The sequence below is a fragment of the Bacteroides ilei genome, from assembly GCF_900128495.1.
GTDB classification, from domain to species: domain Bacteria; phylum Bacteroidota; class Bacteroidia; order Bacteroidales; family Bacteroidaceae; genus Phocaeicola; species Phocaeicola ilei.
This window is the reverse complement of record NZ_LT635801.1, coordinates 1,829,609-1,853,259: the sequence shown is the minus strand read 5'-3', so window position 1 is coordinate 1,853,259 and position 23,651 is coordinate 1,829,609. Positions and strand designations below refer to the sequence as shown.

Genomic DNA, 23,651 nt, shown 5'->3' with positions numbered 1-23,651 from the left:
ACAGGTACACTTCCGACAAGGAAACAACCAACAAAACATTTAAATAGAGGCATTCTCTACAAACCTCTCTTTGTCTTCATCATACATCTATTTTGATTAATTTGGTAACCTTTTTATAAAAACGGCCCAAAATTAATAAAAATATCATCATATGATACCAATATGAGCAAAAAAATAATAAAATGAAAATCAAAATGAAATACAAAAAACAACAACACAAACAAAAAGATATATACAAATTTATATACATACCTAATCCGAAAGCAGGTATTCTTTCCGGAACATATCCACAAACAGCAGAAATAAAGCTACCATAAGAGGACCGAATATAATCCCCATAAAACCGAACAAGGGTAACCCTGCCACAACGCCGAAAATGGTTATCAACGGATGAGTGTCGGCCATCTTCTTCTGCAGGATAAACCGGATCAGATTATCACATTGAGACACGATAACCCCTCCATAAGCTGTCATCAGTACAGCATGCAGCCAATCGCCTGTCACTATAAAATAAATGACAACCGGAACCCATATCAAAGCAGTACCTACTACCGGAATAATGGAAGCGAAACCTGTCAGCAAAGCTGTAAGAACGGGGTTAGGAACCCCCAACATCAGGTAACCGGCCAATGAAATTCCACCTTGTATAAGAGCAAGCAAAGGAATACCGATAGCATTGGAACGGACAATCAAAGCTACTTTCTTCACAACCTCGTCTTTATCAGCCTTCTTGAACGGAAGTATAGTAGATATATATTCTTCCATTTGCCTTCCGCCACTCAGCATAAAGAACAGCAGCATGATGGCAACCGCAAAATTTATAATGAAATCACTGACTCCACTCATGACGGTTTTACCAATCGATGAAATCTGTTCCACAATAAAGGAAAGGCTTTTCTCAGAAAGCATATCAAACCCGGTCCTTTCCTTGATAATTTCAATAGTCTGCTGCGCCGGCTGGATAATACTCTGCGTATTGAGATGCATCCCCGACAATTGGTTGAATACAGCCCAACCAAACAAAGACAGAGGTATCAAGATAAATAATGTTGTCCCTATTGTCAACAGCCACACAGCCAACAACGGATTCATCTTTGACTGAAGCCACTGGGAAAAATTCCGTAACAGAATATAAAGAGTAACTGCAGCCAACACACCGTTCATAAAAGGCTGTGCCTGACGGAACAGAACAAACCCGACTACAACAATAAGAATAATCAAGGAATACTTCCAATATTGTTCTTTCATACGACTGTAATTTATGATATCATATAAAAATCAATAAGAAAAAATATGAACATTTCTGTCATCCAGGAAGAGTGGAAAAAAATTTCCTACCTTTTATCTTCGACTGCCATAAAATACTGAATCTGTATCTCTGTGGAATATCAGAAACGACCGTCCGTTGCAGATTTTCCTTCCTGTCGGGTTTGAACTGTTCACGCAGCGCCATAAATTCCTTCCGGGCATTCCAGACAGCTTTTGCATTCCTGAAATCCAATTTCGCTACATAAACCATGGAAGCAATAAAATCCAACAAGGCACGCATCCTCATTACCGGTTTCAGATCTTCATCCGGCAAGTTCTTATAAAGCATCAGAAGATTGTTCCGGAAATTAAGAAAAGTCTTACGGGGATTCTCTTTCTTCAATGTAGCCCCTCCAACATGATATACCACACTTTGAGGTATACAAACCAGCCGATAACCTCTACTGTTCAACCGCCAGCACAAGTCAATCTCCTCCATATGCGCAAAGAAACGGCCATCCAGACCTCCCACTTCCCTATACTTATCCAACCGGATATATAAAGCGGCGCCAGTAGCCCAAAAAACAGGAATAACCGTATCATACTGATGCCTGTCTTTCTCAACAACGTCAAAAATACGACCTCTACAGAAAGGATATCCATAGTAATCGATAAAACCTCCGGAAGCCCCTGCATATTCAAAACGTTCCCTGTCTCTCCATCCCAGCAATTTCGGTTGACAGGCTACCACCTCCGGATGTTTCTCCATATAATCCGTCAATGTATCAAGCCATCCTTCCGTAACCTCTACATCACTGTTCAGCAGAACGACATATTTGGCATCCACCTGGGCCAATGCCTTATTGTAACCTTCGGCGAATCCGTAGTTTCTATCCAGACAAATCAGACGTACGGAAGGAAATTCTTTCTCCAGAATTTCACATGAATGATCGGTCGAACCGTTATCTGCCACACAGACCTCCACATCCTCCCCTTGTGAATACCTTATCACAGAAGGAAGATAATTCCGAAGCATTCCGGCTCCATTCCAATTCAATATAACTACCGACACCTTTTTCATAATTATGATTATAATATGATTCCTCTCAAAGCAGTACCATCTTCATTGAAATCGCCCAAACGTACATGGACCAGTTGGTTATCCAAGTCATCATCATGATTCAACTCGACACGGATATAATTATCCGTAAATCCATGCATGGGAACTCCTGGTTTCGAGTGTTCCATCAGCACAACAGCTTCCTGTCCGATATGACGGGAATAAAAGGCTTTCAACTTCTCATCCGAAAGTGCCAACAGACGCTGACTGCGCGCATGTTTGTCTTCCGGTGAGACGATATAATCAATTTTCAAAGCTTGTGTTCCGGGACGCTCCGAGTAACTGAACACATGCAACTGGGTAACATCCAGTTCTTCTATAAACTTATAGGCCTTTTCAAAATACTCGGGCATTTCGCCACGCGTACCAACAATCACATCTACACCGATGAACGCATCGGGCATCAGCGACTTGATCTTGGCTACCTTAGAAGCAAACAAAGCGGAATCATACCTGCGCCGCATCAGTTTCAGCACTTCATCAGAACCCGACTGCAACGGGACATGGAAATGAGGCATGAAACGGGAAGAATGAGATACATACTCTATAATCTCATCAGTCAACAGATTCGGCTCAATGGATGAAATCCGGTACCGTTCTATTCCATCCACTTTATCCAAAGCCTTTACCAGATCATAGAATGTCTCTCCTGTAGTCTTACCGAAATCACCGATATTCACGCCAGTCAGCACAATCTCCTTACCGCCTTCAGCCGCCACCTGACGGGCCTGATCTACCAGCTCCTGAATTGTTCCGTTCCGGCTTCTTCCACGCGCATACGGTATGGTACAATAAGAACAGAAATAATCACAGCCATCCTGAACTTTCAGAAAATAACGGGTACGGTCACCACGCGAACAGGAAGGGGAAAACTTCCGGATATCCTTTGAAGCAGTTACAATAGCCTCACCATGCCCGTGTTTCTCCATAGCGCCCAAATAATTCAGCAAATCCCCTTTCTGTTCCGAACCCAGCACCAGATCAACTCCTTCAATATCGGCCACCTGACCCGGCTTCAACTGTGCATAACAACCGGTAACGACAATAAAGGCACCTGGGTTTTCCTTTGCCAGGCGATGGATTACCTGCCGGCATTTCTTGTCGGCCATTTCCGTAACGGAACAAGTGTTGATTACACAGATATCAGCCTTCTCGCCCTCACGTGCCGTACGGACCCCCGCTTCCTTCAACGCTCTACCTATGGTCGAGGTTTCGGCAAAATTCAACTTACATCCTAATGTATAATAGATAGCCTTTTTATCCTGAAATACAGTTGTATCAATCATTCTGTCTTTATATAAATGTTTTCAAGTTACAAAGTTACGCAATATTATCCGAACTTTCAGATCCAAGACTCCAGAGTTATCATTTTTTTGGGAATAAACCAGCATCCTCCCCAACCGGGCATTGACACAAATAGACAGCATTTAAATAAAATAAGATAAGAAGAAATAAAAATCTTACAAATTCATGCACAAAAAGAGCACAAATGAGCATTTTACAAGGATATATGACTTTAAAAATGTTAAAAATACACTTTTTCAAAAAAAAGTTCAAGACAGGAGAACAACGTATCTGAAAAGTACATATCTTTGCAACGTTTTAAGAAAACAACTAAAGTATTACAGATTTTAAAAAGCAAAGAAAATGAAAAAATTAGTATTTTTGTTCGTAGCATTTGCTGCTGTTTCTTTCGCATCTTGCGGTAACAAAGCAGCTAATTCAGAATCTACAGTTGATTCAGATTCAATCGCAGCAACAGTTGTAGAAGAAGCAGCTCCAGTAGTTGATTCAGCAGCAGTTGATTCAGCAGCAGTTGACTCTGCAGTTGTAGCTGAATAATTGAAGCCGAACATTCGAGAGAATTGAAAGTCTGTAAGCTCAGCCTACAGACTTTTTTTATGCCCTTTTCCCTCCTCCTGCAATATTCAGATACATCTATCCCATGTATCTACACACCTTAATCCCCCTCTATTCTATCTACCCACTCTTTATCACAACAGGCAAATACACACACTACTTCAACACATCAATACAAACTACCCCCTATCCGTACGCACACACCTCCGAAACATATATACAAAAAAATCCCCCGCCGAAACAAGTCCGACAGGGGAATTATCAAGTATTTACAGACTGCAAAATTAAGCTTCTTCTGCAACAACTTCAAAAGGAATCTCAACAGAAACTTCCTTATGAAGTTTAACGATTGCCTTGTAATGACCAACTTCCTTAACCTGATCCTTAACAACAATAATCTTACGATCGATGTTGTGACCCAATTTAGCCAATTCTTCAGCAATCTGGATGTTACCTACTGAACCATAGATAGAACCAGTAGCGCTGACTTTTGTAGCAATTTTCAAAGATACGCCCTTCAAAGATTCAGCAACTGCTTCAGCATCCTTTTTAATCTTTTCCAATTTGTGAGCACGCTGTTTCAATTCTTCAGCCAACATTTTCTTTGCAGCCGGAGAAGCGATAACGGCCTTGCCAGTCGGAATAAGATAGTTACGACCATAACCTGACTTAACGGTTACAATATCATTCTTGTAGCCCAAGTTAACTACGTCTTCTTTCAAGATAATTTCCATACTTATTCCTCCTTTAATTATTTCATCATGTCAGTTACGAAAGGCAGCAAAGCCAAGTGACGAGCTCTCTTAACAGCCTGCGCAATACGACGCTGGAACTTCAATGAAGTACCTGTAATACGGCGCGGAAGGATTTTACCCTGTTCGTTCAAGAATTTCTTCAGGAATTCAGGATCTTTGTAGTCGATATACTTAATACCACTCTTTTTGAAACGGCAGTATTTTTTCTTTTTAACGTCTACTGAAGGCGGAGTTAAATATCTGATTTCTGATTGTTGCTGTGCCATGATTAGTTTTCCTCCTTTTTAGTTGATTTAACATTTCTTCTCTTAGCAGCATATTCTGCAGCGTACTTATCCATCTTGAAAGTCAAGAAACGGATAACACGTTCGTCACGACGGTAGTTTACTTCAAGTTTTGCGATTACCGACGGTTCTGCTTTAAACTCAATCAGCTGATAGAAACCTGTAGACTTTTTCTGGATCGGATAAGCCAGTTTCTTCAGTCCCCAGTTTTCTTCATTGATGATCTCCGCACCTTCCTGAGTAAGGATAGCTTTGAACTTCTCTACCGCTTCCTTCATCTGAACATCAGACAAAACGGGAGTTAAAATGAAAACGGTTTCGTATTGATTCATACTATTCGTTATAATTAAATTATTAATAAAAATTTTTCAATTGCGGCGCAAAGGTACTAACTTTTATTTAATAAACAAATACTTAACTCATTTTTAAATGATAAAGAATGTTATTTATACATTCCTTTATTACAGACATACCGAAAAACACCGTATATTTGTGTAGTTGTTGAAACAATAATTTATGATAGAACAATTTAATTTCGACCTGCAATTAATTTTTGCCATCCTGAACGGTAAAGTCTCGGCTGCCATCAACCGCAAGCTAAGCCGTAATTTCCGCCAGAACGGAATAGAAATAACTCCGGAACAATGGACTGTCCTTTTGTTCCTTTGGGAAAAAGACGGTGTAACACAACAGGAATTATGCAATGCCACCTTCAAGGACAAACCCAGTATGACCCGCCTGATTGACAATATGGAACGCCAGAACCTTGTGGTACGCATGTCGGACAAGAAAGACAGACGGACCAATCTGGTTCATCTGACCAAAACCGGTAAAGAACTGGAAGAAAATGCCCGTTTCATTGCCAACAAGACATTGAAGGAAGCTTTACACGGACTGACACTGGAAGAACTCCGGGTAAGCCAGGAAGTATTGAGAAAGATATTCACCAATACAAAAGACTGAAAAAACGATTCACTGTCAACTATTTCATTTTTTTTCCTAAAATAATTTTCTCAATACAAGAATTATACTTTAATTTGTAACCAAGAATATAATAAACCATAAAATAGAAGACACACATGAAAAGCTTATTAAAGAACTTAGGAGTGATACTGGTTATCATCGGTGCAGTCATCCTGATTGCGTGCTATGCGGCAGGCAATGTAAACAACAATGCAGTTTTGGGAGGATCATTGTTACTTATTGTTATCGGTCTGATCGCTTACATTGTTCTTAACAAACGCATTACGGACTGATTATTCCGAAAGATCAGAAATAAAAAAGCCTGGATTCAATGAATCCAGGCTTTTTTATTTCCCGCAAAACAGCCTCATTCCTGTTCCGGAGTAATAAGTTTATAGCCTTTTCCGTGTATATTGATAATTTCAATCGAATCATCGTCTTTCAGATGCTTACGCAACTTGGTGATATACACATCCATGCTTCGTGCATTGAAATAATTATCGTCAATCCAGATGGTCTTCAAGGCAAAATCACGCTGAAGGATTTCATTCGCATGCGCACAAAGCAATCCCAACAGCTCAGATTCCTTGGTGGTCAGCTTGGTCTGCTTGTCACCTATTGACAGAATCTGTTTCTGGGTATCGAACGTAAAACGACCTATCTTATACATATTACTTTCCTTGTTGCGTTTTCCCCGTACACGACGCAAGATAGCTTCAATTCGGAAAGTAAGCTCTTCCATACTGAACGGCTTGGTTATATAGTCGTCTGCACCGATCTTAAACCCTTCCAGAATATCTTCTTTCAACGTCTTCGCGGTCAGGAAGATAATCGGAATTTCGGCATTTGCCTGGCGGATTTCCTGAGCCAGCGTAAAACCATCCTTCTTAGGCATCATCACATCTAGCACACACAGGTCGTACTTGTTCTTCAGAAAAGCCTTATAGCCAGCCTCACCATCGGGGAACAGTTCGGCCGAATATCCCTTTGCCTGTAAATATTCTCTCAACAGCATGCCAAGATTCTCATCATCTTCGCACAGCAAGATTCGTAATTTTTCGTCCATATTATTCGTCTTTAAATAAAGGTAATACAATTATAAATTTAGTACCGACGTTCAGTTCACTCTCAGCACGGATAGTCCCTTTGTGATCTGTCACAATCTTCTTAACATAGGCCAGGCCCAGACCAAATCCTTTCACGTCATGCAGATTGCCGGTGTGGACCCGATAGAACTTTTCAAAAATCTTCTTCAAATTCTCTTTCTTTATTCCGATTCCGTTATCCTCAATCGAAATATGAAGCTTTCCCGCTTCATTCCAGGTACGTACCTTCAGATGAATATTCACATCAGGCTTCTTATATTTCAACGCATTATCCAACAAATTGAAGATTACATTGGTAAAATGCATCTCATCAACGTATATAAACGGATCATCGGCATCCAAAGCCACATCGATTGTACCGTTGCAGCTCTCCACCTTAAGCCGGAACGTGTTGGTAACACCATAAATCAATTCGTTGGCATCGACTTCCTTCTTCTTCAGAATAGCCTTCTGACGTTCGAACATCGACATCTGCAAGACTTTCTCGACCTGAAAACGTAGACGTTTGGTTTCATCATTAATTACGCCGGAAATATGCTTGAACATGGCCGGTGACTTGCCAACGGCCGGGTCGTTCAACATCTGTGCCGCCAACGATATGGTAGAAATCGGTGTCTTGAACTCATGCGTCATGTTATTGATGAAATCATTCTTGATTTCAGTCAGCTTCTTCTGCCGGAATATGATATAGATCGTAAAGACAAACGTTACCAGCAGTACACAGGTAAAGATGATAGACGGGATCATGAACCGTACCGAACTGAATATATAATTATCCATCGTCGGGAAGAAAATGTTTACAAACCCCATCTTGGCAGGAGGATCCTTCTCGAAAAGCAGGCGGGAATATATTTTTTCATTGTCGTGCACATAATCCGAACAGCGGTATACTTCCTTACCGTCACGGTCGGTTACCGAAAAATGATAAGGTATATCAATGCCGTTATTCAGAAGTTCGGCCTTCAAAAAATGATCAAGCTGCTTGAAATTCACACGCTCCTTCAGCGGCTTGTCACTCGCAGTATACAATATATTATATACTACTTCATCAAGCAAGGCACGCTGGTAAATATAACGTTCCTTCAAGATTTCCTGCAAGGCACGCGAAGTCTGAGGAATATTCTTACCGGTAGAAATCACTACCTTCGGAATACTGGACGGACGTTTGATGACCGTCTTCATTTCAAAAGTAGAAAAGGTTGTACCGTCGGGAGAAGTAACCATATACTGATGATGTTCCACCACATTATTATCGGCAGCTTCTTCCCTCTCCATCTGCTGCGACAAACGGGCCGCCCGCTCAGTTGCAGCAACATCCTTTTCCAGATATCTCTTTGTTTCGACCAGCTCCAGATTGTGAACCGCCTGCGCAAGGCTACGTCCTACATTTTCTTCAAACTGCTCCTTACGCATCTTGACCATCTCTTCAATGTAACTTACCTGCAGATAAAGCAAGCTCAGAAAAGATAGGCCCATTACAATACCTAATATCCAAATAGTTGTCTTTTTCATGGAGGCAAATTTAACAGGCTATCGTTTATATCGTACCAGACTTAACATGTTTTAATCTGAGATTTCTCAATTATTAACTGAATCTTAAAATTAACATATCAATTTAAGTATTTAATATAAGCCTGAATCTCCTTTTAATGCAAAAATAACTAAAATTCACATTAGAAACAAATTATTTATCCAAATTGTTTAAGGTTAGTTATATAAAAAAGGCCGTATTTTTAATAAATACGACCTTTCAACCTATAAAAACAACAACTAGAGCTTATAACTCTTCTTTTTCCTGCTCTTCGAATTCTTTCATCAACTTATTCTGCACATCGGTAGGAACAAGTTCATAACTTGCAAACTTCATGATAAATGAAGCACGGCCACCTGTCAGAGAACTCAACGCTGTAGAATAATTCGACATTTCTTTCAACGGAACCTTGGCGGAAAGCTTTTCATATCCTTTCTCGCTGCTCATACCCATAATCATGCCACGACGTCCCTGCATATCGCTCATCACGTCGCCCAACTTGTCGCTCGGAACAAACACTTCCACGTCATAAATCGGTTCCAGAATCTTCGGACCGGCATTCTTGAAGGCTTCACTGAAGGCGTTACGACCGGCGAGCATAAAGGAGATTTCATTTGAATCTACCGGATGCATCTTGCCGTCGTATACAATGACACGCACGTCACGGGCATACGAACCGGTCAGCGGACCTTGTTCCATACGGCTCATGATTCCTTTCAGGATAGCCGGCATGAAACGTGTATCGATGGCACCACCTACTACACTGTTCACAAATACCAGTTTGCCTCCCCATTCCAGATCGATAGTTTCGGTACTCTTCACATTCATCTTAAATTCCTGTCCGTTGAACTTATAGGTTTCGGGAGCAGGCATACCTTCGTAATAAGGTTCTACAATCAGATGGACTTCACCGAACTGACCGGCACCACCCGACTGTTTCTTATGCCGGTAATCGGCACGGGCGGCCTTGGTAATGGTTTCACGATACGGAATCTTCGGTTCAAGGAACTGTACAGGTATCTTTTCATTGTTTTCCAGACGCCATTTCAAGGTACGCAAGTGGAATTCACCCTGTCCGTGAACCAAAATCTGCTTCAATTCCTTTGACTGTTCAACCACCCATGTCGGATCTTCCTCACGCATACGGTTCAACACAGCCATCATCTTTTCCGTATCAGCTTCATTCACCGGTTTGATGGCACGGGTATACTTCGGATTCGGGTATTTGATGAAGTTGAAACGGTTTTCACAATCCTTGCCGTTCAAGGTATTGCCTGTCTTCACATCCTTCAGCTTCACGGTACAGCCTATATCTCCGGCACGGAGTTCATCCACTTTTTCACGGGTGGCACCGGCACATACATAAAGCTGTGCCATACGTTCCTTTGATCCGCGGTCGGCATTGGTCAAGTCGTCACCTTCGTGTACCACACCGCTCATCACCTTGAAATACTGTACGTCGCCGATATGCGGCTCGACAGCAGTCTTGAAGAAATACAGGGAAGTAGGACCGTTAGGATCGGGCGGAACAGGAACGCCACGTGTATTGTGGACAACCGGCATTTCATCAACGAACGGAACCACGTTACCCAGGAATTCCATCAGACGGCGCACACCCATATCTTTCCCGGCACATACACAGAACACCGGGAACATGCCGCGTACTGCCAGCCCTTTCCGGATGCCTTCACGCATTTCATCTTCGGTCAACGATTCCGACTCAAAGAATTTTTCCATCAAGGTTTCATCATGTTCGGCCGCAGCCTCCACCAGTTTCTTGTGCCATTCCATGGCCTTTTCCATTTCTTCGGCAGGAATATCCTCAATGGTAGGGGCACCACCTTCAGGACCCCATGAATATTTTTTCATCAAAAGTACATCGATCAACGAATTGAAGTTCGGACCAGTCGCTAACGGATACTGCACCGGAACTACCTTAGAACCGTAATTTTCTTTCAACTGCTCGAGTACATGGTCGAAGTCACACTTTTCGCTATCCAGCTGGTTAACCAGGAAAATCACCGGCTTACCCAGTTTTTCTGTATAACGGAAATGATTCTGTGTACCTACTTCCGGACCATACTGACCGTTCAACAGCAGAATAGCCGTATCGGTCACATTCAAAGCTGTGATAGCTGCACCAACAAAGTCATCACTACCCGGACAGTCGATGATATTCAGTTTCTTACCATTCCACTCTACATGATAAACGGTAGAGAAAACAGAGTACCCATACTCTTGCTCTACCGGAAAATAATCGCTGACTGTATTTTTGGCAGTAATTCTGCCGCGACGTTTTATAATACCACTCTCATAGAGCAGCGCTTCTGTGAGGGTGGTTTTACCTGAGCCATCATTGCCAAGGAGGGCAATGTTCTTGATTTCGTGAGTCTGATATACTTTCATGGTATTTCAAGATTTAATTAGTAACATAAGGATATGCTTTTCATATCTCATTCATAAGTGATGCGCAAATTAGAAATTAATGCGTAAAAAAACAATTATCATTCAGTGTTACTAAACTATGTTCTTCGGCATAACAATTCGGTTAACTCTTTCTACAAGAAGAGAAAAGGATATAGAAAAATAAAACCGGGCATAAAAAAGATCTTCACGTTTCAGAAAAACAGCTTGAAATCTGTAAAAAAAGACCTTGAAATCTTTATCAAAACAACTTGATCTCCGTAACGGAAGAACTTGCTCTTTCCGGAATATATCTTGTTCTTTCCAGACTATCCCTACCAGCCCCTCCTATTTTCCCGTTTCCTTCCATAAAACGCCTGTAAAAAATTAAAAATACTGCAGGATTTCTAATATTCCCTAAATCATTTTCCCTAAATTTGCATGGTATCGGAAGTCATGAATATCAAAAGACCTAAAATACCGGCCACCTTTGTCATCCGACTTAATAACACATATACTTTTATGAAAAATTTGATAACCTTTTGTCTTTGCCTATTGGCATACGCCGCTTCTGCACAAGAGTTCACTCCACCAGTTTCGTGGAGTGCCGACAATGGAAACGGGACCTATACCAACCCGCTGTTCTATGATGAATTTTCCGACCCTGATATTATCCGCGTAGGAGATGACTTCTACCTGGCAGGGACTACCATGCACAGCACACCGGGAATTGTAATTCTCCACTCTAAGGATCTCGTAAACTGGAAATTCATGAGCTATTGCATGGACCGTTTCGATATGGGAGACGAATTTAATCTGGAAAACGGAAAAGAAGCATATGGTCAAGGAATCTGGGCTCCCTGTATCCGCTATCACAACGGTAAATTTTATGTATTCAGCAACATCAACGGACACGGACTGCAGGTATTCATTGCAGAAAATCCGGCCGGACCATGGAAGCACATCAACACCGGAGTAAAAATATACGACCTCTCTGTCCTGTTTGACGATGACGGGAAAATATACGCTGTATATCAATATAATGAAGTTCATCTCATAGAAATGAAGCCCGACTTCAGCGGTTTTGTGGAAGGCAGTGAAAAAGTGATCATACCTGCAGGGAACGCAATGGGCGAAGGTCACCACTTCTACAAGATAAACGGCAAATATTATATTATCAGTGCCAACTATTCGCCAGTGGGCCGTATGCAGTGCGCACGTGCCGACCGCCCGGAAGGTCCGTACGAAACCGTAACGATCAGTATGCGCGAAACCATGGGAACCCAGTGCGGCCATCTGGTTGGTAATGTGGGCCTGGGTAGTTCCATCACCGAAGAAATCACCGATTTCAAGGTGTCCGACCCTTCAGGCAGTTACCAGGGAGCGGCTACTTTACATCAAGGAGGAATCGTTGATTTACCCAACGGAGAGTGGTGGGGATTTTCCATGCAGGACTTCCGGTCGGTAGGACGTACTACCTGCCTGTCGCCCGTTACATGGGTTGACGGATGGCCTTATTTCGGACTGCCAGGTAACCTGGGACGTACTCCCCGCACCTGGTTCAAACCCAATGTCGAAGCGGAAACAGAACCTTGTGCTCCCTATCAGCGCAGTGACAACTTCAACGGCAAGAAATTGTTACCTATCTGGCAATGGAACCACAATCCCAACAATAAGATGTGGTCATTGTCCAAAGGACAACTCAACCTGCGCACTCTACCTGCTCCGAATCTCCTGTGGGCAAAAAATACCCTCACGCAGCGCTGTATCGGACCAGTATCTACTGCAACCGTCACCCTGGACGTTTCACAATTGAAGAACGGTGACATTGCCGGATTGGGAATACTCAACATACCTTATCTATATATCGGGATAAAACGTGAAGGAACAAAAAATTTCCTGGAAATGCGTTCGCAGCAACAGAACGAAAACATATGTTTTCCGTTTGAAGAAAAAAACGTTTACCTGCGTATCACAACCGATCTGGATAATGACACTGCCCGTCTGGCTTTCAGCCGTAACGGCACAGATTTCGAAACTGTAGGTAAAAGATACCTCCTCCCTTATCAGCTGAAGACTTTCCAGGGAACACGCTATGCCTTATTTGCCTACAACGTAAAGGAAAAGAACGGAGGACGCGCCCTGTTCGACAACTTCACGGTAGAAGAACCCATGGCCGACAGGCGTAACAACCTGCCTACAGGTAAAGTCATCTCTTTGAAGAACTTGGGTAACGGGACTTATGCATGGGCCAATCCGCACGGCATGCTCCATTCGGCGGCAAAAGACAGTCCGAACTATAAGAACCAGGGATGCTTTTTCAAAGTACACGACAGAGGACAGGGACGTGTAGTTCTGGAAGCCATGAACGGTACAGGATTCCTTACGGTAGTAGGTGCCGGACTCTCTTCGGATGTACGACTGATGAAACAGGAAAGTGAAGGAAGCCTGTTCCTCTGGCAAGACATGCTGCGCGGCCAGTGTATGCTGCTCTCCCTAAAGACCCAACGCTATGTAGGAATGGATCCGGCTACAGGAGAACCATATGGAGCCGACTGGACCGGATGCCGTCCCGACAGGAAAGACGGGACTGTTTTTGAATGGAAAGAAATAGAAAGTGACGGTATCGTAAGACCGACAGAAACACCAAATATCTATTAAATATGAAAAAAATCTTATCAGTAATCCTCGGTCTGTTCCTGCTGGCTTCGTGTACAAATGCAGGGACAGAAAAAGAACAGGGGATAACGGTTACACATGAATCCGGAAAAGATTATGTAGACCTGACAAAAGCCACCGTAGTATTCGACAAAGACGATTGGAATGTAGTAAGGAATGCAGCCCGACTGTTTGCCTCAGACGTCAATCTGGTAACAGAAAAGGAAATAACTTTACAGAACGACCTACCCACAGAAGGAGATATCGTTCTGATCGGTACCATCGGGAAAAGTAAATGGATAGACCAGTTGGCCGCAGACAAAAAAATAAACGTTTCAGCCATAAAAAACGGATGGGAACAGTTCATAATAACTACGCTGGAACACCCGTTCAAAGGAGTAGCCAAAGCTCTGGTTATAGCCGGTAGTGACCGCCGCGGGACAGCTTATGGCGTATTCTCGGTAAGTGAAGCCATCGGAGTTTCTCCCTGGTACTGGTGGGCCGATGTTCCGGTAGTTCATCAGAACAAACTTTTTGTAAAAGCCGGATATACATCAGAAACTCCGTCCATCAAGTATCGCGGTATCTTCATCAACGATGAAGACTGGGGCATGAAACCTTGGTCGGAAAAAAATTTCGAAAAGGAACTGGGTGATATCGGTCCCAAAACCTATGCCAAGGTATGCGAACTGATTCTGCGCCTGAAAGGGAACATGCTGGCACCGGCCATGCACACATGTACAGGACCTTTCTACTCGTACCCCGACAGCAAGAAAGTAGCGGACGAATACGGTATCATGATTACAACCTCACACTGTGAACCGCTATTGTTCAACAATGCTTCCCTCAAAGAATGGGACAGCAGTCGCGACGGAGACTGGAACTATAAAGAAAACCGGGAAACCATATACAACAAGCTGGATAACCGGGTGAAGGAAGCCTCTCCCTATGAAAACATCTATACACTGGCCATGCGAGGTCTGCATGATGCAGGTATGCGCGGCAATCTGAGCGATCAGGAAAAGGTACAGGTTCTTGCACAGGCCATCAGAGACCAGCGTGAAATCCTGACCAGACACATAGACCGGCCTATCCAGGATATTCCGCAGATATTCATACCCTACAAGGAAGCGCTGGATCTGTATGAACTGGGGCTTGAGGTTCCCGATGACGTGACTCTGGTCTGGGTAGACGACAATTACGGATACATCAAACGTTTGAGCAATCCTGAAGAACAGAAACGGAGCGGACGTGCCGGGGTCTATTACCATACATCCTATTTAGGTGCTCCGCACGACTATCTGTGGCTCAACACCACCCCGCCCGTACTGATGTATGAAGAACTGAAAAAGGCATACGACACAGGCGCCGACCGTTACTGGCTGCTTAACGTAGGCGATATCAAACCGATGGAACTGGCTACAAGCACATTCTTTGAAATGGCATGGGATTTCGACCGTTTCAATTATGACAATGTAAACAAACACCAGGCTGCACTTCTGGGAAAAATATTCGGCTCCCAATATATCCGTGAATTCCAGGATCTGCTCGATGAATATTATCGCCTGGCATGGAGCCGTAAGCCCGAATTCATGGGTTGGGAAAGAGAATGGGACGAACCGGAGAGGGAAAAGCTACAGGATACGAACTTCTCGTTCGAGAATCATAACGATGCCCGTCACCGCATAGCCGATTACCGGGAATTGTCGGACAAATCCGCCGCACTATGGAAACAATTGCCTGAAACATACCGTCCGGCCTTCTTCGAAATGTTTGCCTACCCGGCTATGGCGTCATACCAAATGAACCGCAAGTTCCTGATGGCACAACTGAACCATGAACTGCTCAAGAAAAACGATATAGCCGGTGCCAACTGGGCTGCCCTTGAGTCACAGACAGCATACGACAGTATCCAGGCATTGAACAAGATCTACAACACACAGCTTGACGGAAAATGGAATTACATGATGGATATCGCTCCCGGGTTCTGTGCCAGATATCAAGGCATGCCCGATGTAACCGTAACCAAAGGAATCCCTGCACGGGAAGTGGACATACGCCCCCAACCCGAACAGGACAAGGTAGAAGGATTCAAGGTACTAGACCTGGCGGACTATAAAGAACAGACAACAAACCAACATACCTTACGCCTGATTAAAGGTTTAGGATACGACTGGAAATGTATTCAGTTAGGTGAAGCTACCGAACCGTCGGTAGATCCGAAAAGCAAGGAAGCCCCTTACTTTGAATATGAACTTGGAGAAATACCTGCCAGTGAAATTACGGTTATCGTCCATGCCATACCGTTCTTTCCTCTCTATCAGGGAAAAAGCAACTGTTTCGGAGTATCGGTAGACAATAGCGATGTAAAAGTTTTCGAGCAGATCTGCAAAGAATATTCATTGGAATGGAAAAATCGGGTATTACAGAACGGTATCGAATATAAAACGACCTTCCCGATTGACCCGTCAGCTAAACAGCACCGTTTACGTCTGTCATGCGGCGATCCCGGTGCAATGATACAACGGATAATCATAGACTGGGGAGGATTACGGAAAACCTATGTAGGCCCCCAACCGACAAACGACTAAGCATCTGATTTTTCAAGCCCCGCCACTGATAACTTTCCAAGAATCAACGGCGGGGCTTCATTTCCTTTATCCTTCCAGTCTGACCGGTCTGCCGAAGAGACACATAATCATGAACAAAATGAAATGATTTCAAGGAAATACAAAAAGAAGGTCTGTTAACCCAAAATCCGGTCCGAAAATTGTACATTTGACCCATAAAACTGGAAAATGGCAGGAATTTATCTACACATCCCATTCTGTAAACGACGTTGCATCTATTGCGATTTCTTTTCGACCACACAAAGTGAAAAGAAGTCGGCCTATGTCACCGCCCTATGCAAAGAGCTGGAAATACGAAAAGAATATCTCCAAAACGAACCGATAGAAACCATCTATTTCGGTGGAGGAACCCCTTCACAACTGGAAGAATCCGATTTCAACCGCATTTTTGATACGATTTATAAAAACTACCCGATCATTCCCAATCCTGAAATCACCCTGGAAGCCAATCCGGATGATCTCATCCCTCCATACATCAGCATGCTGCGTACATTGCCCTTTAACCGCCTAAGTATGGGGATACAGACTTTCAATGAAGAGATACTTAAGCTTCTGCAACGCCGCCACACGGCCATACAGGCTAAAGAAGCATTTTATAACTGTAGGGAGGCCGGTTTTGGAAATATCAGCATAGACCTGATGTACGGACTTCCGGGAGAAAGTATCTCCACATGGGAATACGACCTGAAACAAGCCGTCGGGATGCAACCGGAGCATATTTCTGCCTACCACCTCATTTATGAAGAAGGTACTGTCTTATGGAGGCTCAGGGAAGAGCACCGGGTGGAAGAAGCAGACGAGGACTTGAGCGTAGAACTTTTCAGCATGCTTATACACCGGCTGAAAAAAGCGGGATACAGCCACTATGAAATATCCAACTTCTGTCTTCCCGGCAGACATTCACGACACAATTCAAGCTACTGGACCGGCAAGAAATACCTGGGATGCGGTCCTTCGGCACATTCTTACGACGGACAATCCCGTCAATGGAACATTGCTTCACTCGATCGATATATCGCTTCCACCGAAGCCGGAAAAACAACTTTCGATATCGAATACCTGGATCTGTACACCCGATACAACGATTTCATCATCACATCTGTACGTACCTGCTGGGGACTTCCGCTGGACCAACTGCAGAAAGAATTCGGAAACAGGCTTTACGACTATTGCATGGAAATGGCACAGCCTCATCTGAAACAAGGTACATTGGAAATAAAGGGAAACATATTGAAACTGACCGAAAAGGGAATCTTCGTTTCAGACGGCATTATGAGTGACATGCTCTGGGTAGACGACTGAATTTAACGTTTATAAATCTTCTTTCAGGCTATTTTACCAAATAAAGATAGGGGGAAAAGGCCCGTTTTCTGTTTTCATGATAGATAACCATTAAAAACACCGAATATGATGAACAGAAGGCCGATAGGGGTACTCCCCTTCTTTTTCGCACTGGCATTGACCGGGTGCAATAATGATAACGTTCCAGCAGGATACATAGGATTTGAAAAAGGTACTGCCGAATGGGTCTACGACAAAAGTAAAACGACCGAAGAATTTTCACTCAAGATTGTAACCGGTACCAAAGCCGGTGAAGATATTCCTCTTGTCATAGAGTCCCCCAACAAATCCATCGTCAAATTAAAGACTCCGGCCCCCCAAATACCGAAAGGTAAAAAAGAAACCACCCTGGTATTCGAGCTCTATTCTTCCAAAATCGAGAAAAGAGTGCGCTTCATCAATATAACATGTGCTCCCAAAGGACATCCAAACCAAATACATAAGATCTCTATTCACTTAAAAAGCAGGATGTAAGTAGACAGACGAAAAAACCGGAAAATCCGTTACAGGAGCTTCCGGTTTTCTTTAACTTATGTAGGAAATCTGGATTCTTTATTTTGCCAGACTATATACAATATCCATTACCTGCTTGCCCAACTCATCGGCTTCGGCCATAGTTGAAGCTTCCGAATAGACACGGATAATCGGCTCGGTATTACTTTTACGCAAATGAACCCACTTGTCCGGGAAATCAATCTTCACCCCATCAATATCATTGATCTCCTCATCTTTATAAAGAGCCTTCACCTTGGCTAAAATAGCATCTACGTCGGTCTCCGGAGTAAGATCTATACGGTTTTTAGCAATGAAATAATTAGGATAGGTAGCGCGGAGCTCAGAGACCTTCATTCCTTCATGAGCCAGATGACTCAGAAACAAGGCAATTCCCACCAAGGCATCCCGACCATAATGTGATTCGGGATAGATGACTCCTCCGTTTCCTTCACCTCCGATAACGGCGTGCGTCTCCTTCATACGGGTAACCACATTCACTTCACCCACGGCTGCCGCATTATACTCCATGCCGTATTTACGGGTTACATCACGTAAGGCACGGGTTGAACTCAGATTAGATACGGTATTTCCTGGAGTATGCTTCAATACATAATCGGCTACTGTCACCAATGTATACTCCTCACCATACATGGTACCATCCTCACAGATAATAGCCAGACGGTCCACATCCGGATCGACAACAAAAGCCACGTCATTCTTTCCGGCCTTCATCAGATCCATAATATCACCCAGATTCTTTTCAAGAGGTTCGGGGTTATGCTGGAAGTCACCTGTAGGCTCAGCATACAGCGTCTCTACATGACGGACCCCCAATTGTTTCAATAGTTCAGGTAGAATGATGCCGCCTACAGAATTGACGGTATCCAACGCCACATGGAAATCAGCCTTGCGGATGGCTTCCACATCAACCAGTTTCAGAGCCAATACACTGTCGATATGCTTCTGGTTATAAGTATTGTCTTCCGTATATTTGCCAATGTGGTCTACATCCGCATATTCAAAGGCCTCGGCTTCGGCGATACGCAAGACTTCATTACCTTCCGAAGCATTCAGAAACTCACCATGCTCGTTCAAAAGCTTCAATGCATTCCATTGCCGCGGATTATGACTGGCAGTCAGGATGATTCCACCACAAGCTCCTTCCATTGTAACGGCAAGCTCGGTAGTAGGAGTAGACGCAAGTCCGATATTCACCACATCGAACCCCATTCCCATCAAGGTTCCACACACTACATTCTTTACCATCTCACCCGAAATACGGGCATCACGACCTACTACAATCTTATTACTTTTAACCACACTCGTCTTACGTATCAAAGTAGCATAAGCCGAGGTAAACTTCACAATATCCAACGGATTCAATCCGTCACCGGCCTTACCTCCTATAGTTCCCCGGATACCGGATATAGATTTTATCAAAGTCATATCAATCCGATTATTTTAAATTGTATGTCAACTCATAATAACATGGATATACATATCTCGACGCATTAGCTGTACCCTCGCTGTGAGGAACAATCAGACGGACACGTGCAACCTTAGAAGAAGACTGGGTACGTCCCGGCCGCAAAAACTTGAGCGGAATCAGCCAACCGGAAGGAACTACTGTAGATTGATAAGTATAATACATACCATAATCACGTGCCGTCAAGAACGAGGCAGAATACGTATTGTCCGAAATAGTCAGTTTATATTCCTCCGGAAATATCTCATACTGCGGATTACCTATATGCATGTTGACAACCAGTGTATCTCCTGCTTCCATCGATAATTCCGAACGGTCCTGAAGCGCAATTTCCACTACATGTGAAAGGACATCATAATAACCGTCGGAAAGATGTTGTCCTTCCTTTCCGTCAGGTCCCAATGACATGATGTTCATATAGACACCGCTTTCTTCAAGAAGTACATATTCATTTTCGTTGGTAACGGTATCTTGAGCATAAAAATCCTTCTCACTGATAATCTTGTAATCGTTCTTGGCAATCCAAGCATTGATTGCATCGGCCTCCTCTTCCTTCAATTCGGCATAAGTCTTGGAATTATCACAACTTTGCAGAAAGCAGACTATCCCTACAAAAGCTATAAACAGCAGATTTATCTTTTTCATTTCAATTCAATTTTATGACAACAAAAGTAATAAAATGGTTTTATCCATCATTAAAAATTCATGCTATTATAAAATTAATAACTAATTTTTCAACAAGAGATCTTCATACTTCACCAAAGCCTGCTTGAAAAGTCCTACAGCGTCTTCCATTGATCCATAAAATTCACCCCCTGAAGCATTCAGGTGTCCTCCACCGTTGAAGTATTCGGAAGCAACCTTGTTGCACGGAAAAGCTCCCACCGAGCGTAAGGAGACCTTGATCATGTTCTTTTCCGTATCTTCACGCAGGAATACAGAGAAACAGATTCCCTTCATCTGCAACGGCATGTTCACGAACCCTTCGGTATCTCCCTTTACATACTGGAATTTTTTCTGTTCGTCCTTTCCCAGGCAGATGAGAGCGGAACGGAACTGCGGGAATACCTGCATCTTTTCATACAATACATACCCCATCAGGCGTAACCTGCCTTCGGAATAAGTATTGAATACCTTGCGGTAGATATCGTCCTTGTCTATCCCCTTGGAAAGTAACTCACTGATGATGAAATAAATTTCACGGTTATTCGAATTATAGGTAAATCCACCCGTATCAGTCATCATACCGGTATAAATACATTCGGCACCTTCACGGGTTATATCCTCGAAATTACCCATCCTACAGATCAGACGGAAAACCAGTTCGGAAGTGGAAGAGATCTCGGGATGAGATATAGTAACCCTACAGAACGGTTCCGGATTCAGATGATGGTCAATCATGACCTTGCGGGCCTGGGATTCGGCTACCGGCTTTGCAAGAGCGTCTATACGCGACAATGCATTGAAATCCAGACAACAAATCACCTCTGCCTCGCTTATAAGCTTGTCTGCAAATTCGGCGTATTTATCATAACGGATAATATCCTTGGCTCCCGGCATCCAGCGCAGGAAATCAGGAAACGCATTCGGAACAATGACATGCACGTTCTTTTCCTGTGTTTCCAGGAAGTGAGCCAGTCCCAATGACGAACCCAACGCGTCACCGTCTGGAGAAACATGTGTTACTATCACCAGATTTTCAGCCTTTTCGAAATATTTGGCTACTTTATCAATATTCGCTTGAAGGATAATTTTCGACAACATATATACTTAATTTCTAATAAGGAGCAAAAGTACAAATAAAATCTTAATTATAATAAAACTGTATAAGAACCTTTTTCTTTCAAGTCAATATATTGCACCCCCATAGCGTCACATTCTTCCTGAAGCTTACTACGCTGCCAGTCGGGCAAGTCCGGGGCCAGAAGCACAATTTGTAGCCGGAAAAGAGAACACAAGTCACCGATATCTCCTCTGAATCCCCGGACCAGATACATAAAATGGACATTGAAAGGAATATCCGACCTATGCCTCCTCCATGAACCGTCATCCAATCTCACGATATAGAACGTATCTACCTTGACAGGAGAAAAAGAAGTGAACTCCAGCTTCCGGCTGTCCCGATTCTGACACAAATAAACTCCGGAACGGACAAAATGTATCCGGTTACCGGCTGGATGCATAACATCGTATACGACTGTAGAAAGCAACAAATCAAACAGACACAACACAAACAATAACGTCCGGCACTTCCGCCTTGTCCGATACACATACCATCCGATAATTATAGCCGCCAGGATAGCTGACTGCCAGGCGGTCAGGTAAATGGAAGAAATCTGCGCCCCCTCCCACTGCCGGATAGAATACATCGTATCATTTAGAAAGGAAGTAATCCAATTTATCGGTATCACAACCCACTTGCACGCCCAAGGAAAGGGAGAAAGACATAAAGCCAGCAAGGTTCCACCTAAAATACACACGGTCAAAGGAGCGACAACGACATTGGCTATCAAAAAATAAGTAGGAAAACTCCCGAAACAATACAAGATTAAAGGCAAAGTTCCCAACTGGGCAGCCAACGACAGTGAAACCGTCTGCCATACGTAACGGAAAATCCTACCTTTCACCTTCCATATTCTTTCTATCCACGGATAAAACAGCATAATGGAAAGAACCGCCGTAAATGAAAGCTGGAAACTGATATCGAACAAATACAAAGGATTATAGAGCAGCATCAGAAAAGCTGCCAGGGATATGGCGTAAAATCCCGAATAACGGCTCTCTGTAAAAACCGGAGCTATCACATAAATGGAAAACATCAATACGGCCCTGATGACGGAAGGACTCAAACCCGACAGGAAAGCGAATCCCCACAAAAAGAAAAACAAGCAAAGACTGATTATCCACTTCCCTCCCCGCATATATCTCAACGGGCGCAAAAGCCAAGAAACCAAGACCGTAAGAATACCTATATGCAGTCCCGACAAAGCCAGCACATGACTCGTCCCGGCTGCTGTATATGAATCCTTAAGTTCGGACGTCAACATACTCTTGTCTCCTACAGCCAAAGCAGAAACCACGGCAAATACATCCGGATCCAACGACCAGGAACGAAAAATATCCAACACTTCCTCACGCCACGACAAGGCTGTCTGCCGAAAAGATACAGGAGAACGTCCGGACAATCTCCTCCAATTGCCTGCAAAAGAGATACCTGTACCACTTATCCCCTGACGTTCCAGATATAAGCCATAGTCAAAATCCGAAATATTCCAATCATTGTACGGACGGCCGATTACTGCCCGGCAACAGAAACGGTCACCGCACTGTAATCCATAATGTAAAGAATCAGGAATCCACCGCAACAAAACTCTCCGGTCTACCGGCTGCCACCCGACAGTATCAATCCGACTCATCCATACTATATCAACTTCCGCTTCCATAGTCTTTCCTTTTTTCCGGGGAATATCTGTCACCCACCCTACATACAGCCTCTCCTCCTCCGGCCAGGAAAAACGTATACGTTGCCGCGCAAAAAGCAACAGGACCGCCCCAAGACAAACCATCGACAAGGAAACCATGAAACCGAATATCCAACGCCTGTGGAACTTCCTGCAAAAGAGAACGACACAGGAAACAAACAAAAACACAGACGATACCCCCTGTAAAAGAGATATATCTCTACCGTCCGGCAGGAAACTGTCGGACAAAAAAATTCCGGTTGCCATAGCGATGGTCAACCGGAACATGGGGTAAGATAGTAAAGAGGAA

The 23,651-nt window shown here is 43.5% G+C and carries 20 protein-coding genes; 7 read left to right on the top strand and 13 right to left on the bottom strand.

Annotated elements, in window-relative coordinates:
- Positions 1–252 precede the first annotated feature (252 nt).
- Genes BQ7489_RS07970 through mtaB form a run of 3 tightly spaced genes read right to left on the bottom strand, consistent with a single transcriptional unit; the run spans position 253 to position 3,654 of the window.
- The gene (locus BQ7489_RS07970; protein WP_072530589.1) at positions 253–1,248 is read right to left on the bottom strand and encodes an AI-2E family transporter; all 996 of its coding nucleotides are present in this window, start codon (positions 1,246–1,248) and stop codon (positions 253–255) included.
- A 58-nt stretch (positions 1,249–1,306) separates the two neighbouring features.
- Positions 1,307–2,329 (bottom strand): glycosyltransferase family 2 protein, encoded by a 1,023-nt coding sequence (locus tag BQ7489_RS07965; RefSeq protein WP_072530588.1) that lies wholly within the window; start codon positions 2,327–2,329, stop codon positions 1,307–1,309.
- An 8-nt stretch (positions 2,330–2,337) separates the two neighbouring features.
- Positions 2,338–3,654 carry a tRNA (N(6)-L-threonylcarbamoyladenosine(37)-C(2))-methylthiotransferase MtaB gene (gene mtaB, locus BQ7489_RS07960; protein WP_072530587.1) on the bottom strand — a complete coding sequence of 439 codons (1,317 nt, stop codon included), beginning with the start codon at positions 3,652–3,654 and terminating at the stop codon, positions 2,338–2,340.
- Between the two features lie 361 nt (positions 3,655–4,015).
- On the opposite strand from mtaB, the gene BQ7489_RS07950 reads away from it, so the two are divergent.
- Positions 4,016–4,210, top strand: a complete 195-nt coding sequence (locus tag BQ7489_RS07950; RefSeq protein WP_072530586.1) for a PG1828 family lipoprotein — start codon at positions 4,016–4,018, stop codon at positions 4,208–4,210.
- A gap of 302 nt (positions 4,211–4,512) precedes the next feature.
- Here the strand turns inward: BQ7489_RS07950 and rplI are convergent, their stop codons facing one another.
- Genes rplI through rpsF form a run of 3 tightly spaced genes read right to left on the bottom strand, consistent with a single transcriptional unit; the run spans position 4,513 to position 5,599 of the window.
- Entirely contained in the window at positions 4,513–4,962 is a 450-nt protein-coding gene (rplI, locus tag BQ7489_RS07945) for a 50S ribosomal protein L9 (RefSeq protein ID WP_072530585.1), read from the bottom strand.
- 17 nt (positions 4,963–4,979) lie between these two features.
- Positions 4,980–5,249, bottom strand: a complete 270-nt coding sequence (rpsR, locus tag BQ7489_RS07940; protein WP_005841178.1) for a 30S ribosomal protein S18 — start codon at positions 5,247–5,249, stop codon at positions 4,980–4,982.
- Between the two features lie 2 nt (positions 5,250–5,251).
- Positions 5,252–5,599 (bottom strand): 30S ribosomal protein S6, encoded by a 348-nt coding sequence (gene rpsF / locus BQ7489_RS07935; RefSeq protein WP_072530584.1) that lies wholly within the window; start codon positions 5,597–5,599, stop codon positions 5,252–5,254.
- A gap of 184 nt (positions 5,600–5,783) precedes the next feature.
- On the opposite strand from rpsF, the gene BQ7489_RS07930 reads away from it, so the two are divergent.
- Both BQ7489_RS07930 and BQ7489_RS17660 read left to right on the top strand, forming a co-directional pair.
- Entirely contained in the window at positions 5,784–6,230 is a 447-nt protein-coding gene (locus tag BQ7489_RS07930) for a MarR family winged helix-turn-helix transcriptional regulator (protein WP_072530583.1), read from the top strand.
- A gap of 116 nt (positions 6,231–6,346) precedes the next feature.
- Complete coding sequence (locus BQ7489_RS17660) at positions 6,347–6,523, top strand: hypothetical protein (RefSeq protein WP_204352746.1); 177 nt, start codon at positions 6,347–6,349, stop codon at positions 6,521–6,523.
- Positions 6,524–6,597: 74 nt separating this feature from the next.
- Here BQ7489_RS17660 and rprY read toward each other — a convergent pair whose 3' ends face one another.
- The 3 genes from rprY to BQ7489_RS07915 all read right to left on the bottom strand — a co-directional run bounded on the left by rprY (position 6,598) and on the right by BQ7489_RS07915 (position 11,273).
- Positions 6,598–7,296, bottom strand: coding sequence for a response regulator transcription factor RprY (gene rprY, locus BQ7489_RS07925; protein WP_072530582.1), 699 nt, complete (start codon positions 7,294–7,296; stop codon positions 6,598–6,600).
- A 1-nt stretch (position 7,297) separates the two neighbouring features.
- On the bottom strand, positions 7,298–8,848 hold the full coding sequence (locus tag BQ7489_RS07920) for an ATP-binding protein (RefSeq protein WP_072530581.1): 1,551 nt from the start codon (positions 8,846–8,848) through the stop codon (positions 7,298–7,300).
- A gap of 265 nt (positions 8,849–9,113) precedes the next feature.
- Positions 9,114–11,273 (bottom strand): elongation factor G, encoded by a 2,160-nt coding sequence (locus tag BQ7489_RS07915; RefSeq protein WP_072530580.1) that lies wholly within the window; start codon positions 11,271–11,273, stop codon positions 9,114–9,116.
- 519 nt (positions 11,274–11,792) lie between these two features.
- On the opposite strand from BQ7489_RS07915, the gene BQ7489_RS07910 reads away from it, so the two are divergent.
- The 4 genes from BQ7489_RS07910 to BQ7489_RS07895 all read left to right on the top strand — a co-directional run bounded on the left by BQ7489_RS07910 (position 11,793) and on the right by BQ7489_RS07895 (position 18,373).
- Positions 11,793–13,931: a glycoside hydrolase family 43 protein gene (locus BQ7489_RS07910; protein ID WP_072532076.1), complete on the top strand. Its 2,139-nt coding sequence runs from the start codon at positions 11,793–11,795 to the stop codon at positions 13,929–13,931.
- A gap of 2 nt (positions 13,932–13,933) precedes the next feature.
- The gene (locus BQ7489_RS07905) at positions 13,934–16,519 is read left to right on the top strand and encodes a glycosyl hydrolase 115 family protein (protein WP_072530579.1); all 2,586 of its coding nucleotides are present in this window, start codon (positions 13,934–13,936) and stop codon (positions 16,517–16,519) included.
- Positions 16,520–16,726: 207 nt separating this feature from the next.
- Positions 16,727–17,860, top strand: a complete 1,134-nt coding sequence (gene hemW, locus BQ7489_RS07900; protein WP_072530578.1) for a radical SAM family heme chaperone HemW — start codon at positions 16,727–16,729, stop codon at positions 17,858–17,860.
- Between the two features lie 105 nt (positions 17,861–17,965).
- A complete protein-coding gene (locus tag BQ7489_RS07895; RefSeq protein WP_072530577.1) occupies positions 17,966–18,373 on the top strand; it encodes a hypothetical protein in 408 nt (135 codons plus the stop codon).
- A gap of 78 nt (positions 18,374–18,451) precedes the next feature.
- On the opposite strand, the gene glmM is transcribed toward BQ7489_RS07895, so the two are convergent.
- The 4 genes from glmM to BQ7489_RS07875 all read right to left on the bottom strand — a co-directional run bounded on the left by glmM (position 18,452) and on the right by BQ7489_RS07875 (position 23,608).
- Positions 18,452–19,840: a phosphoglucosamine mutase gene (glmM, locus tag BQ7489_RS07890; protein ID WP_072530576.1), complete on the bottom strand. Its 1,389-nt coding sequence runs from the start codon at positions 19,838–19,840 to the stop codon at positions 18,452–18,454.
- Between the two features lie 10 nt (positions 19,841–19,850).
- Complete coding sequence (locus tag BQ7489_RS07885; RefSeq protein ID WP_072530575.1) at positions 19,851–20,525, bottom strand: BamK family beta-barrel-assembly machinery protein; 675 nt, start codon at positions 20,523–20,525, stop codon at positions 19,851–19,853.
- A gap of 81 nt (positions 20,526–20,606) precedes the next feature.
- Positions 20,607–21,644, bottom strand: coding sequence for a DHH family phosphoesterase (locus BQ7489_RS07880; RefSeq protein WP_072530574.1), 1,038 nt, complete (start codon positions 21,642–21,644; stop codon positions 20,607–20,609).
- A gap of 47 nt (positions 21,645–21,691) precedes the next feature.
- A complete protein-coding gene (locus BQ7489_RS07875; RefSeq protein ID WP_162617784.1) occupies positions 21,692–23,608 on the bottom strand; it encodes a ComEC/Rec2 family competence protein in 1,917 nt (638 codons plus the stop codon).
- Between the last annotated feature and the right edge of the window lie 43 nt (positions 23,609–23,651).